This is a genomic window from Nocardia sp. NPDC056064 (assembly GCF_042266925.1).
GTDB lineage: Bacteria > Actinomycetota > Actinomycetes > Mycobacteriales > Mycobacteriaceae > Nocardia.
The window spans coordinates 101,744-115,569 of record NZ_JBHJWO010000004.1 but is presented as its reverse complement, the minus strand read 5'-3'; the positions used below and the strand labels follow the sequence as shown (position 1 = coordinate 115,569).

The 13,826-nt window shown below is 70.0% G+C and carries 11 protein-coding genes; 6 read left to right on the top strand and 5 right to left on the bottom strand.

The window, feature by feature from the left end; translation table 11 throughout:
* Nucleotides 1–136 precede the first annotated feature (136 nt).
* On the top strand, nucleotides 137–769 hold the full coding sequence (locus tag ACFC06_RS28325; RefSeq protein ID WP_375938284.1) for a response regulator: 633 nt from the start codon (nucleotides 137–139) through the stop codon (nucleotides 767–769).
* A 4-nt stretch (nucleotides 770–773) separates the two neighbouring features.
* On the opposite strand, the gene ACFC06_RS28320 is transcribed toward ACFC06_RS28325, so the two are convergent.
* Complete coding sequence (locus ACFC06_RS28320) at nucleotides 774–1,553, bottom strand: hypothetical protein (RefSeq protein ID WP_375938281.1); 780 nt, start codon at nucleotides 1,551–1,553, stop codon at nucleotides 774–776.
* 144 nt (nucleotides 1,554–1,697) lie between these two features.
* On the opposite strand from ACFC06_RS28320, the gene ACFC06_RS28315 reads away from it, so the two are divergent.
* Entirely contained in the window at nucleotides 1,698–3,518 is a 1,821-nt protein-coding gene (locus ACFC06_RS28315; RefSeq protein ID WP_375938278.1) for a GAF domain-containing protein, read from the top strand.
* 7 nt (nucleotides 3,519–3,525) lie between these two features.
* Here ACFC06_RS28315 and ACFC06_RS28310 read toward each other — a convergent pair whose 3' ends face one another.
* Entirely contained in the window at nucleotides 3,526–4,671 is a 1,146-nt protein-coding gene (locus ACFC06_RS28310) for a beta-ketoacyl synthase N-terminal-like domain-containing protein (protein ID WP_375938275.1), read from the bottom strand.
* Nucleotides 4,672–4,800: 129 nt separating this feature from the next.
* Between ACFC06_RS28310 and ACFC06_RS28305 the strand changes: the two genes are divergently transcribed.
* On the top strand, nucleotides 4,801–6,138 hold the full coding sequence (locus ACFC06_RS28305) for a diguanylate cyclase domain-containing protein (protein ID WP_375938272.1): 1,338 nt from the start codon (nucleotides 4,801–4,803) through the stop codon (nucleotides 6,136–6,138).
* 139 nt (nucleotides 6,139–6,277) lie between these two features.
* Nucleotides 6,278–8,578: a HelD family protein gene (locus tag ACFC06_RS28300; protein ID WP_375938269.1), complete on the top strand. Its 2,301-nt coding sequence runs from the start codon at nucleotides 6,278–6,280 to the stop codon at nucleotides 8,576–8,578.
* A gap of 51 nt (nucleotides 8,579–8,629) precedes the next feature.
* Here ACFC06_RS28300 and ACFC06_RS28295 read toward each other — a convergent pair whose 3' ends face one another.
* Both ACFC06_RS28295 and ACFC06_RS28290 read right to left on the bottom strand, forming a co-directional pair.
* Nucleotides 8,630–9,082: a universal stress protein gene (locus ACFC06_RS28295; RefSeq protein WP_278265907.1), complete on the bottom strand. Its 453-nt coding sequence runs from the start codon at nucleotides 9,080–9,082 to the stop codon at nucleotides 8,630–8,632.
* Between the two features lie 305 nt (nucleotides 9,083–9,387).
* Nucleotides 9,388–10,227, bottom strand: a complete 840-nt coding sequence (locus tag ACFC06_RS28290; protein WP_375938264.1) for a helix-turn-helix domain-containing protein — start codon at nucleotides 10,225–10,227, stop codon at nucleotides 9,388–9,390.
* Nucleotides 10,228–10,297: 70 nt separating this feature from the next.
* On the opposite strand from ACFC06_RS28290, the gene ACFC06_RS28285 reads away from it, so the two are divergent.
* On the top strand, nucleotides 10,298–10,762 hold the full coding sequence (locus ACFC06_RS28285) for a VOC family protein (protein WP_375938262.1): 465 nt from the start codon (nucleotides 10,298–10,300) through the stop codon (nucleotides 10,760–10,762).
* A gap of 39 nt (nucleotides 10,763–10,801) precedes the next feature.
* Here the strand turns inward: ACFC06_RS28285 and uvrB are convergent, their stop codons facing one another.
* On the bottom strand, nucleotides 10,802–12,982 hold the full coding sequence (gene uvrB / locus ACFC06_RS28280) for an excinuclease ABC subunit UvrB (protein WP_375938259.1): 2,181 nt from the start codon (nucleotides 12,980–12,982) through the stop codon (nucleotides 10,802–10,804).
* A 218-nt stretch (nucleotides 12,983–13,200) separates the two neighbouring features.
* Here uvrB and ACFC06_RS28275 point away from each other — a divergent pair, with 218 nt between their 5' ends.
* Nucleotides 13,201–13,818 (top strand): DUF402 domain-containing protein, encoded by a 618-nt coding sequence (locus ACFC06_RS28275; RefSeq protein ID WP_375938256.1) that lies wholly within the window; start codon nucleotides 13,201–13,203, stop codon nucleotides 13,816–13,818.
* Nucleotides 13,819–13,826: the final 8 nt, after the last annotated feature.

Sequence of the window (13,826 nt, the reverse complement as noted above, 5' to 3'; positions counted from 1 at the left end):
CGGGTGGTCATGGCGGATCGACGGGGTCCCTCGGGCCGAGTTCTTCGTCTGTGCCCGGGAATTCGGCGGGCGGATTATGTTTGACGGCAGGGGTGGGTGGCAGGGTGGGGGCGATCGACATGATGAAGGAGCCGGCGTGCTCGAGGTATTCCTGGTCGATGATCACGAGATCGTGCGGCGTGGGCTGATCGATCTGCTCGAGGGTGATCCAGAACTCACTGTGATCGGGCAGGCAGGGGGTGTCGCGGAGGCGATGGTGCGCATTCGCGAGGCGCGGCCCGATGTGGCGGTGCTGGATGTGCGGCTGCCCGACGGCAACGGCATCGAGCTGTGCCGCAATCTGCTGGCCGAGTTCGAGGACCTGCACTGCCTGATCCTGACCTCGTTCTCCGACGAGCACGCGATGCTCGACGCGATCCTCGCGGGGGCCAGCGGCTATGTGGTGAAGAACATCGACGGCATGAAACTGGCCGACGCCATCAAACAGGTCGGTGCGGGGCACTCGCTACTCGACACCAGGGCGGCCGACGCCCTGCGCGCCCGGCTGCGCCGCAGCACCGAACCCTCCGGCGCGCTGGCGGGCCTCACCGAGCAGGAGCGCCGACTGCTCGAACTGCTCGGTGAGGGCCTGACCAATCGCCAGATCGCGGCGCGCATGTTCCTGGCCGAGAAGACGGTGAAGAACTACGTCTCGCGGCTGCTGGCGAAACTGGGCGTGGAACGCCGCACGCAGGCGGCGGTCCTGGCGACGAAGCTGCGCGAGCCGTGACGGCTCAGGCGGGCACCACGATGGTGAGGTTGCCGTCGTAGCGGCGGTAGAGCAGGTTGCCGCGACCGGTGTGGCTGTCGGTGAAGAACAGGTACGGCAGACCCGCGGTGCACAGCACGTCGGAGGCTTCGTCCTCGGCGTAGACGGGGGCGGCGTCCTGGACCACGCGCACCGGCATCGCGCTGGCGGTGAGCGGCAGGCCGGCCTGGTCGTCGACGGCGAGGGTGTGGCGCTGGCGCGCCAGGTTGACGCCGTGCGGGTCGGCCCAGGTGACGATGGCGTCCTCGCCGGTGAGCGCGTCGGTGAACAGGTAGGCGTCGTAGTCCATCGCGTCGAGCACGGTGCTGGCTTCCAGCGGTGTCCCGGTCATCAGCGCGCAGTCCTTGCGCCGGATGATCGGCCGGGTCTCGGTGATCTGCGCGAGCGGCCTGCGGGCCGGGTCCGGCCAGGCGCCGCGCGCCTCCTTGCCCGCGCGGCGCGCGAGCTGACGGTCGAGCCGCTCGGCGGCGAAGGTGACCGCGAACCCGCCGGGGCCGGTCACCTGCACGCGGGTGAGCGTCTCGTTGGTGCGGATGTTGGCCTGCACCAGGGTCGGCTCGTCGGAACCCTGCGGCGCGGTGACGCGCACGCGGGCCGGACTGTCGAGGTGATGCCTGCGCATCACGCGAGTGATGGCGCGGACCGCCCGGGTGACGTCCTGGGCCGGTACCTCGCCACGGGTGGTCACCGCGAGCTCGGGGTCCGCGGCGGTCGTCCAGTGCTGGGTGCTCGACAACGAATTCATCTCTTGCCCCACTTCTCGATCCCATTTCCCGGTGCCCTATGCCACCATCGGGGGCCGGTGCGGGTGAAGGGCCGAAAGTCCCAACATTGCGGACTAGACTTTGCGTCTGATCGGTAGGGGCGGCACGGCGCGAAGGGCACGGCGATGACGAATGACGGTCGGGGTGACCGCTATTCGCCGGGGCGGACCGTGTCCCAGCAGCGTCTGCGCGACCTGCTGGGCGAGGTGGCCGACCGGGTCGAGGTGATGATCGGCTCGCGCGACCGGATGGACGGCCTGGTCGAGGCCATGCTCACCGTCACCGCGGGACTCGATCTCGACGAAACCCTGCGCACCATCGTGCGTACCGCGATGAACCTGGTCGACGCCCGCTACGGCGCGCTCGCGGTGCGCGGCCACGATCAGCAGGTCGCGCAGTTCATCGACGAGGGTCTGCCGGACAAGATCCGCGAACGCATCGAGCGATTACCCGCCGGGCACGGGGTACTCGGCGCGGTGTTCGCCGAGAAGGCGCCGCTGCGCCTGGACGATCTGACGAAACACTCGTCCTCGGTGGGTTTCCCGGCGGGTCATCCGCCGATGCATACGTTTCTCGGTGTGCCGGTACGCATTCGGGACAAGGTCTTCGGCAGCCTGTATCTCACCGAGAAGTCCGACGGTCAGCCGTTCACCGAGGAGGACGAGGTCCTGGTGCTCGCGCTGGCCGCCGCCGCGGGCATCGCGGTGGACAACGCCCGGCTCTACGAGCAGGCCCGCACCCGGCAGGCCTGGATCGAGGCCACCCGCGACATCGCCACCGAGTTCCTGGCGGGCACCGAATCCGATCGCGTGCTGGCCCATGTGGTCGACGCCGCGCGCGGCCTGACCGGTTCGCACCAGGCGTTCCTCGCCTCGGTGCCGGTGCCCGACGAATCCCCCGGTGAGATCTCCGAACTGGTCATCACCCAGTGGACCGGGCCCGACGCCGGACAGGACTGGCAGACCATCCCGATCGCGGGCACCGCCCTGGGCGACGCGTTCACCCGCCGCACTCCCCTGCGCTACGACAACACCGCCGAGGTGACTCTCGGCATCGACTTCCCCGGTTCCGAAACCCCCTGCGCCGGACCGGCACTGGTGCTGCCGCTGTGCACTCCCGACGCCACCCTGGGCGTGCTGGTGACCATCCGCCCGCCCGGCTTCGCGCCCTATTCCGACGAGATGATGGAACTCACCGCGGCCTTCTGCGACCAGGCCGCGCTGGCGGTGCGCCTGGCCGACGCGCAGCGGCGCATGCGCGAACTCGACATCGTGGCCGACCGCGACCGGATCGCCCGCGATCTGCACGACCACGTCATCCAGCGGCTGTTCGCCATCGGCCTGACGGTGCAGGCGACCCTGCCCAAAGCCGTGGTTCCCGAAGTGCGGCAGCGTCTTTCGACGGTGATCATGGATCTGCAGGAGGTGGTACAGGAGATCCGCACCTCCATCTTCGATCTGCACGCCAGCGGACCCGAGCACAGCGCGAGCCTGCAGCAGCGGCTGGAGGTGGCGATCCGGCGCCAGACCGCCGACATCGCCCTGCGCGCGACCATCCAGGTCTCGGGACCGCTGTCGGTCCTGGACCCGCAGCTGGCCGATCACGCCGAGGCGGTGGTGCGCGAGGCGGTGAGCAACGCGGTGCGCCATTCCGGGGCCGACACCGTCGCCATCGTCATCGAGGTGGCCGACGATCTGACCATCACGGTCAGCGACAACGGCTGGGGTATCCCCAATCACGTCATCCGCAGCGGGCTGCGCAATCTCGAACAGCGCGCGCAGGAAGCGGGCGGGCGCTTCGAGGTGGGTCCGGCCCAGCCCGCCACCGACGAGGACCATCCGGAGCTGCCGGGTACCCGGCTGCGCTGGGCGGTGCCGCTGCCACAGGACCATCCGACCGGCGGGTACGCGCTGGCGGCCGGTCCGGACGGCGGCGACGCCGACTGAGCGCCGCTCAGACCGCGGCGAGTACCACCGCGGCGTTGTTGCCGCCCATTCCCATCGACAGTTTCATCGTCGGCCCGCCGGTCAGCGGGGCGGTGCCGTCGAGCAGCCGCGGGTGCGCCGGGGCGGTCACCGGCGCCGAGACGGCGACGCCGCGCTCGTAGGACAGCGCCAGCGCGGCGATCTCCACCGCCGCGGACGCGCCCTGGCAGTGCCCGACCAGCGGCTTGAGCACGGTGACGGCCGGACGGTCGTCGAAGACGGTGGCGAGCACCGCGCGTTCGGCGGCGTCGCACTGGCGGGTGCCGGTGCCGTGCGCGCTGAAGTAGTCGATGTCGGTGGCCGCGAGCCCGGCGGCGGTGAGCGCCTGGCGCGCGCACGCGAGCAGCTGGGTGTGCGACGGCTCGACGGAGACGACGTGGAAGGCGTCGTTGTTCATGGCGCCGCCGAGCACCCGGGCGTAGGGGGCCTCGACGGCGTCGGTGAGCAGCAGCGCCGCCGAGGCCTCGGCCATGACGAAGCCCAGCGAGCCCTCCTGGAACGGGCGGCAGGCGGTGAACGGGTCGACATCGGCGACCGCGGCGCCCATCCGGACGAAGTGGTCGAGCATGTCGGGGGTGGCCGAGATGTCGGTACTCACGCACAGGACGTCGTCGACCAGGCCGGCGGCCCGCCACAGCTGGGCGGTCAGCAGGGCGACGGTGCCGGAGCTGCACGCCGCGGACACGTCCATCGCGGGGCCGTGGAAGCCGTATTCCTGCATCACCACCGAGACGGGGGTCGAGGGCAGCAGCGGCAGGTAGTCGCGGGGGCGGCGGTGGCCCTGGTCGACGAGGTAGAAATCGCGCCAGTCGGCGACGTCACCGAGGGTGACCGCGTGCACCAGCCCCACCGTGCGGCCCGCGCGGCGCCAGCCCCTGGCCTCGGCGTCGGCCACCGCTTCGGCGGCCGCCGCGGTGACGGCGCGCCCGAACACCCCGCGCCCGTGCGCGGGATCACCCAGGGCGGGAATCCGGCCGACCCAGGCGTGCTGATCGCGTCCGGGCCCGTAACCGGGGTGCAGGCGCGCCGCGGGCTTGCCTGCCAGCAGTCCCTGCCACAGCGTTTCCCTGCCCCAGCCGTAGCCGGAGACGACACCGACTCCGGCGATGGACATAGAATCGAGTCGGTGGGCCATGCCGCCGGGAAGCACGTCCGGTTTCACATCGCTCCTCGCGGATCTCATCGAGGGTCACCACAATAGTCCTGTGCACCGTCGCCAGAGGCCGAGATCGGGGGTATCGCAGTGGAAGAGGCACCGTCGGACGCCGCGAGCGCCGAGCAGCTCGCGCAGCGGTACCGCTCGCTGGTCGAACACACGCCCGACGCGCTGTGCGTGCACGAATCGGGCACCATCGTCTACGTCAATCCGGCCATGGTGCGCCTGCTCGGCGCCCGCTCGGCCGAGGATCTGCTCGGCCTGTCCATCACCGATTTCGTCCACCGGGACTCCATCCCGGCCATGCTGGACCGCATCGAGCAGCTGACCGCCGAGGGCTCGGCCTCCCCGCCGACCGAGATGGACCTGGTCCGCGTCGACGGCCGCACGGTCCCGGTGCAGACGGTGTCGGTGCTCACGGTGTGGCAGGACGAGCTGGCCTATCAGGTGGTCGTGCACGATCTGACCGCGCAGCGGGCGGCGGAGGCCTCGGCCCGGCGCGCCGAGGCGCACTTCACCACGGTGGTGTCCCAGCTCGAGGAGGGCGTGCTCGTCGTCGACCGGCGGGGCAGGCTCGAATCGATCAATCCGGCGGGCAAGCGGATCCTGGGCATCGACGACGCGGCCCCGGTGCTCGGCAGGCACATCGACGAACTGCCGGTGACCATGGTCGACCGCAACGGCAATCCGCTGCCCACCGCGCGGCATCCGATGGCGCACACCCTCGCGACCGGCGAGGCGGTCACCCAGTACATCTTCGGTGTCCAACACGCCGACGGCAGCCAGGTGTGGCTGTCGTGCAACTGCAGGCTGCTCAATCCCGACAGCCCGGATTCCTCCGGGGTGTCCTCCTTCGCCGACATCACCGAGTTCCGGGCCAGCAGGCGCCAGCTCGAATACCAGGCCACCCACGACGCGCTGACCGGGCTGGCCAACCGCTCGCTGATCCTGTCCCAGCTCGCCTCGGCGCTGGCCGACGAGGGCGGCAGCCTGGTCACCACGGTGCTGTTCATCGACCTCGACGGGTTCAAGGCGATCAACGACACCCTCGGCCACGCCATCGGCGACATCGTGCTGCAGATCGTCGCCCAGCGGTTGCAGCGCGCGCTGCGGTCCACCGATCTGGTCGGGCGCCTCGGTGGCGACGAGTTCCTGGTGCTGCTGGCCGGGCATCCGCAGCGCGCCGATCTGCCCGCGCTGATCGAGCGCCTGCGCACCACCATGGCCGAGCCGATCATCGCCCGCGGGCACCGGCTCGAGGTCACCGCCTCGATCGGCATCACCGAGCTCGGCCCGCACGAGCACCGCACGCCCGAGGCCGTCCTGCACGACGCCGACCTGGCCATGTACCGCGACAAGCCCTCGGCCCATCGTGATGTCGGTCTCGGCCCGAACCGGCGGTCCAACAGCACCCACGCGTCCTGATCGCCGCTCCGAAGCGCGATACCCGCGTCGGAGGCGCGCTCGGCGGTGTTCACCGATCCGCTCGACGCGGACCCCGACCCCGCGCGGGCAAGTAGACTCGACAACTCTGTTCTCAACGCGGTGACAAAGGAGTCCTGTTTTGCCCGACCGCCTCGCCGAGGAACGCACCGCGGAACCGGCTCACCGCCGCGAGCTAGACCAGGAGCAGCAGTACCTCTCGGTGCTCTACACCAAGCTCGACGGCATGCGCGCGTACGCCCAGAACCGCCTCAAGACCGTGCTGCTCGAGACCGGCGGCACCCCGCAGGCACGCAGCGAACGGGAGTCGTTCACCCAGCTCTACCACGAGGACCTGGCCAAATACGACGCCGCCGAGCACGGCCTGTGCTTCGGCCGGATCGACCTGGACGGCGAGTCCGCCGAGCCGCCGCGCTACATCGGCCGCCTGGGCATCCTCGACGAGGACAACGACTACGAGCCGCTGCTGCTGGACTGGCGCGCTCCCCTGGCCCGCCCGTTCTACCTGGCCACCACCGCCAACCCCGAAGACGTCATCCGCCGCCGTCACATCCGTTCGCGCAACCGCGCGGTCACCACCATCACCGACGAATACCTGGACCTGGGCGCCGCCGAACGCGACGGCGCGATCGGCACCGACGACGGCGTTGGCGGCGAGAGCGCGCTGCTCTCGGCGCTCAACGCGGCCCGCACCGGGCACATGAACGACATCGTCGAGACCATCCAGAGCGAGCAGGACGCGATCATCCGCTCCGAGCACAAGAGCGTGCTCGTGGTGCAGGGTGGCCCCGGCACCGGCAAGACCGCGGTGGCACTGCACCGCGCGGCCTACCTGCTCTACACCTACCGTCAGCAGCTGGCCAAGAGCGGCGTGCTGATCATCGGCCCCAACGCCACCTTCCTCGACTACATCGGCCAGGTGCTGCCCTCGCTCGGTGAGACCGGCGTGCTGCTCTCGACCATCGGCGACCTGTATCCCGGGGTGAAGGCGGTGCGCGAGGACTCGCTGCGCGCGGGCGAGATCAAAGGCTCGACGGCCATGATCGAGGTGCTCAAGCAGGCGGTGCGCGACCGGCAGGAGGTGCCCGCCGACCCGGTGCGGCTGTCCTTCGACGGCTATCCGGTGATCCTGGACCGCAAGATCGCCACCAAGGCGCGCGGCCGGGCCCGTTCCTCGCGCCGCCCGCACAACCTGGCCCGCCCGATCTTCGCGTCCTCGGTGATCGACGCGCTCACCGACCAGCTCGCCGCCACCATGGGCGCCGACCTGTCCGGCGGCGCGAGCCTGCTCAGCTCCGCCGACCTCAGCGAGATCGGCGACGAGATGCGCGCCGACCCGCAGGTGCAGGCCGCCATCACCGCGCTGTGGCCGATCCTGTCGCCCCAGGAGGTCCTGGCCGATCTGCTCGCCGACCCGGCCCGCATCGATCGCGCGGCCAAGACGCTGAGCCCGGACGACCGCGCCGAGCTGGTGCGTGCCGACGACGGCACCTTCGCCGCCGCCGACGCCCCGCTGCTCGACGAACTGGCCGAACTGCTCGGCGTCGACGACACCGAGGAGCGCGAACGCTCGCGGCGGCGCTGGCGGGCCCAGCTCGCCGAGGCCCAGGACGCGCTCGACATCCTCACCGGTTCGGCGCCGCAGGACATCGAGGACGAACTCGACCCCGAGATCCTGATGGCCTACGACCTGATCGACGCCTCCCAGCTGGCCCAGCGCCAGGAGTTCGGCAACCGGCAGACCACCGCCGAGCGCGCCGCGGGCGACCGCACCTGGACCTACGGCCACGTGATCGTCGACGAGGCGCAGGAACTCTCGGAGATGGCCTGGCGGATGGTCATGCGGCGCATCCCCAACCGCTGGATCACGGTCGTCGGCGATGTCGCCCAGACCGGCGATCCGGCAGGTGCGTCGTCGTGGCAGCGCGTGCTGGAACCGTATGTGGCCCAGCGCTGGAAGCTCACCGAGCTGTCGGTGAACTACCGCACCCCCGCCGAGATCATGGCGGTCGCCGGTGACGTGCTGGCCGCGATCGATCCCGACGGCCGGGTGCCGCGCTCGGTGCGCGAGACGGGCCACCCGCCGCGCGCGCACCGGGTGCGTCCCGAACAGGTCCGCGACGAGGTGGCCCGGCTGCTCGAACTCGGGCACGGGCCGGGCACCAGCGCGGTGCTCGCGCCCGCGGCGCTGATCGCCGAACTGTCCCCCCTCGCCGGGGAATCGGTGCAGGTGCTGACCGTGCACGACGCGAAGGGCCTGGAGTTCGACCGGGTGTATCTGGTGGAACCGCACCAGATCCTGACCGAGTCGCCGCGCGGGCTCAACGACCTGTACGTGGCGCTCACCCGCGCCACCCAGCGGCTGTCCGTGGTGCACACCGAGGACCTGCCCGAGGTCCTCTCGGCGCTCGAACCCGCCTGACACACACGAAAGCCCCGGACCGCGGACGGTCCGGGGCTTTCGTCCGTCCGGCTAGCGGACGGTGTGCACGATCAGGACGTCCGAGCGCGACTTGCGCGCCACGTCCGAGGGCACCGAGCCCAGCAGGCGGCCGGTGAGGGTGTTCAGACCCCGGTTACCGACGACGAGCAGGTCGGCCTTGGTCTCGCGGACCAGGTCGAGCAGCGAGTCGACCGGCTCGCCGACGATGGCGCGCTCGACGATGTTCTTGGCACCCGCGGCAGTCGCCTTCTCCCTGGCGACGTGCAGGATCTCGTTGGTCGGCGCGGAACCGCGGACCTGGTAGGCCTCGTCCTTGAGCACATCGGCCGCGGCGGCGACGTCGCGATCGTCGGTCGGGAAGTACGCGCAGGCGAGCACGAGAGTGGCCTCCGCAGCGCCGGCGAGTGCGGCGGCCTTCTCCACTGCGACGTACGACGAGTCCGAGCCATCAGTACCGACGACAATGGTCCGGTAGGCGGTCATCTCTCCTCCAACTTGGTCGGCGCCGGCACCGAACCACCCGGGAATCGAGCGTCGGCGCGGCAATTGGGTCGACCCTAACGCCAAAACAGGGCGATTTATCAGAAATCGCAACAGATCACACCGGGAGTGTCGATCGGTGTCCGCCCTGGTGCGGTGGCCTGCGCGACATCACTGAACAGCCACCTGCGGCTATTACAGACCGGACACGCGAAATTGTGGCCTATCACAAGGGAATCAATGCCGCTGCGCGGCTGGGACTTTCCTCACATCACCCGGAATTACCGGGCAGCCCACCGGCGGCACGGTCAGCGTGCCGCGGGCTGCCCCGACGCGGCCGCGCGCGCGTATTCCGACGGCGCCATCCCGATCTGCGCGGTGAACTCGCGCGTGAAATGCGCCTGGTCGAAATAGCCGAGATCGGCGGCCAGGTCGGCCAGGTCCAGCCCCTCGCCCCGGGCCAGCCGATCGGCGGCGTCCTGCAACCGGAAACGGCACAGCACCCATTTCGGCCCGGCCCCCACATAACGCCGGAACAATCGCTGCACGGTGCGGACCGGGACCCCGAACCGGTCGGTGACCTGATCGACCCTGGTGAGTTCCGGATCGTCGGCCATCGCCGCGACGACGCGCGCGACCAAGGCGAAATGCGGGTCGTCCGCGCGGCCACGGCCCGCGAAGAATTCCTCGATCACCACCCGCCTGCGCTCGTCGGACGGCTCGGCCAGCACCCGCTCGGCCAGCCCCGCCGCGGCCGGGAGCACCTCGGCCAGCGGAGCCGAATCATCGCGCAGCGCACCGACATCCATGCCGGTGAAGGCACCGAAACCGCCCGGGACGAAACGGATTCCGAACGTCTCGCCCTCCCCGCTGAGCTCGCGCACGTACTTGGTGGTGCACACCCCGTTGACGAAACCACCCGTGCGCAAATCGCTGCGTTCGAAGGTGACGTTCACGCACGGAAACGACAGCACCTCGGCCCGATAGGCCGGGCGCCCACGCAGATCCCAGCGCACCACCCAGTACCGGTCGGCGAATCCGGACAGCGCGGGCCCGACGGGCATCCGGTCCAGGCTGCGATGCCGGGCCTGCTCCCCCGGATGCAGGATGCCGCGCTGATCACCGGATTCCGGCCGTTCACCGGACACGACGAACCCCCGGTCCGGACTGTCGCGTTCTTACAAGACCCCCGCGCGCCGGCCGACCAAGATCGATGGCATGACCGAAACCGTTGCGCCCGTTCCCGAGGGCTACCACTCCATCACCTGTTTCCTTGCCGTGCCCGACGGCAACGCGGCCATCGACTTCTACACCACGGTGTTCGGCGCGAAGGTGCTCAGCCGCGCCGACCGCCCCGACGGGCAGCCCGCCCACGCCGAACTGCTCATCGGCGACTCCACCCTCCAGCTCGGCATGCCGATCCCGGAGAACGATGTCCTCGCGCCGCAGGACTGGGTGCACACCTCGATCGTGCACTACTGCCCCGACGTCGACACCGTCGTCGCCCGGGCGATCGACCACGGCGCCCGCAGCGCCGAAGAGCCGCAGACCTTCGTCAACGGCGAACGCTTCGGCGTGGTGATCGACCCCTTCGGCCACCGCTGGGCGGTGATCACCCGCGTCGAAGAGGTCTCCCGCGAGGAAGCCGACCGGCGCATCGCGGCTTGGATGGCACAGCAGTGACCTGACCGGCCGGCGCTGCGGGGTGGAGGCCGCGGGCATCTAGTTGATCCCCGCGGCGTCCATGCCGCGCAGCTCCTTTTTGAGGTCGGCGATCTCGTCGCGTAAGCGGCCGGCCAGCTCGAACTGGAGTTCGCGGGCCGCGTTCATCATCTGCGCGGTGAGCTCGGTGACCAGGTCGGCCAGTTCGGCGCGCGGCATCGATTTCACGTCGCGGTCGGCGTAGACCCCGGCGCTGACCGCGCGGCCGGGCTCGCCCTGGGCACGACGGCCCCGGCTGGCGTTGCGGCCCGAGCCGCCGACAGCGACCTCATCCTCGGCCTCCTGATACACCTGGTCGAGGATGTCGGCGATCTTCTTGCGCAGCGGCTGCGGGTCGATGCCGTTGGCCTCGTTGTAGGCGATCTGCTTGGCGCGGCGGCGGTCGGTCTCGTCGATGGCGTGCCGCATCGAGTCGGTGATCTTGTCGGCGTACATGTGCACTTCACCGGAGACGTTGCGCGCCGCGCGGCCGATGGTCTGGATGAGGCTGGTGCTCGACCGCAGGAAGCCTTCCTTGTCGGCGTCCAGGATCGCCACCAGCGACACCTCGGGCAGGTCGAGACCCTCGCGCAGCAGGTTGATGCCCACCAGCACGTCGTATTCGCCCAGCCGCAGCTGACGCAGCAGCTCCACGCGGCGCAGGGTGTCGATCTCGGAGTGCAGATAGCGCACCCGCACACCCAGTCCGAGGAGATAGTCGGTGAGGTCCTCGGCCATCTTCTTGGTCAGGGTGGTGACCAGCACCCGCTCGTTGCGCTCGGTGCGGCCGCGGATCTCGTGCACCAGGTCGTCGATCTGGCCCTTGGTCGGCTTCACCACCACCTGCGGGTCGACCAGGCCGGTCGGGCGGATCACCTGCTCGACCACCTCGCCACCGACCTGCCCCAGCTCGTAGGGGCCGGGAGTCGCCGAGAGGTAGACCGCCTGACCGATCCGGTCGGCGAACTCCTCCCAGGTCAACGGCCGGTTGTCGACCGCCGACGGCAGCCGGAAACCGAATTCGACGAGGTTGCGCTTGCGCGACATGTCACCTTCGAACATGCCGCCGATCTGCGGCACGGTGACATGCGATTCGTCGATCACCAGCAGGAAGTCGTCGGGGAAATAGTCCAGCAGGGTGGCCGGAGCCGAGCCCGCCGGACGCCCGTCGATGTGGCGCGAGTAGTTCTCGATACCGGAGCAGAAACCCACCTGGCGGATCATCTCCAGGTCGTACTCGGTGCGCATGCGCAGGCGCTGGGCCTCGAGCAGTTTGCCCTGCTTCTCCAGCTCGGCCAGCCGTTCGGCCAGCTCGGCCTCGATATCGGTGACCGCGCGGTTCATCCGCTCCGGACCGGCCACGTAGTGGGTTGCCGGGAAGATCCGCAGCGAGTCGACCTGGCGCACCACGTCGCCGGTGAGCGGGTGCAGGTAGTACAGCGCCTCGATCTCGTCACCGAAGAACTCGATGCGGACCGCGAGCTCCTCGTAGGAGGGGATGATCTCGACGGTGTCGCCGCGCACCCGGAAGGTGCCGCGGGTGAAGGCCATGTCGTTGCGGGTGTACTGCACGTCGACCAGCAGCCGCAGCAGCGCGTCGCGGTCGACCTCGCCGCCCACCTCCAGCTGCACCGACCGGTCCAGATACGACTGCGGCGTGCCCAGGCCGTAGATGCACGACACCGAGGCCACCACCACCACGTCGCGGCGCGAGAGCAGGCTCGAGGTGGCCGAGTGGCGCAGCCGCTCGACGTCGTCGTTGATCGAGCTGTCCTTCTCGATATAGGTATCGGTCTGCGCGATGTAGGCCTCGGGCTGGTAGTAGTCGTAGTACGAGACGAAGTACTCCACCGCGTTGTGCGGCAGCATCTCGCGCAACTCGTTGGCCAGCTGGGCCGCGAGGGTCTTGTTCGGCGCCATCACCAGGGTGGGCCGCTGGAGCTTCTCGATCAGCCACGCGGTGGTCGCCGACTTGCCGGTGCCGGTGGCGCCGAGCAGCACCACGTCCTTCTCGCCCGCGGTGACGCGCCGTTCCAGTTCGGCGATGGCCGCGGGCTGGTCACCAGCGGGTTTGTGCTCGCTGACCACCTCGAAGCGCCCCCCGGCGCGTTCGATCGTGCCGACGGGCCGGTGCTCGGAATGCGCGAGCGGGTGCCCCCGTTCCTCGTACCCTTCCGCCGGAATCTCGGTTGCGAATGCCATGCCCACCAGGTTAGGCCCGACCACCGACAAGTTTCACCGGCGGCGACCCGCACCACACACCGCACCGGGGACCGGCAAACTACCGGCAATCCATCGCCTGCCCGAAAAGTCCGATGTACCAACGTCATTCGGTCGCGCGGTCCGGCGACACGCCCGGCACGAGGCCCGATCCGGGCGTACCCTGAGCTGATCATCGGCACGTGGTGAAGGACAAGGCCATGAGCGCTCTGCTTCCCCTGCTCGTCGCGGCTCCGGCCGTCACCGGATTCGCGGGATACTTCGCGCGCGAGATCCGGGGTCCGCAACCCCCACCACCGACGACGGCGGGTTCACCACCCGCACGCCCGCGGGTCGAGTTCTTCGACCTGGCCGAGCTCACCGCCACCGACACCAGGGGCTACATCCGCCCGGTGGACCGGTACGAGACGCAGCCCTGGGGCATCTACCTGGCCCGCACCCTCGACCGGCCGCACGGCCGCTACGAGGAGTCCTGGCTGCTGCCGGGCCTGTCGATCCGCCTCACCATCGAGCACGACCGCCCCGGTCACCACCGCAGTCACGACTACGTCCTCGACATCGCCGAGATCGCCCAGGTCGCGCCGAAACGCTGGAAGGCCACCGACTACTTCCTGGACGTGGCCGTGCGGCGCGGGCGGTCGTCGAGCCTGCGCGGAGCGAGTGCTCTACTCGCCGCACATGCCGCAGGACACGTCACCACCGAGGACGCCGATCGCGCCTTCGAGCACGCGGCCGTGGTCCTCGACGGCCTCGCCGCGCAGGACCACGACGTCGAGCAGTGGTTGCGCACCCGGGGGATCACGCTGACCTGGATGTGAGTCCGCGC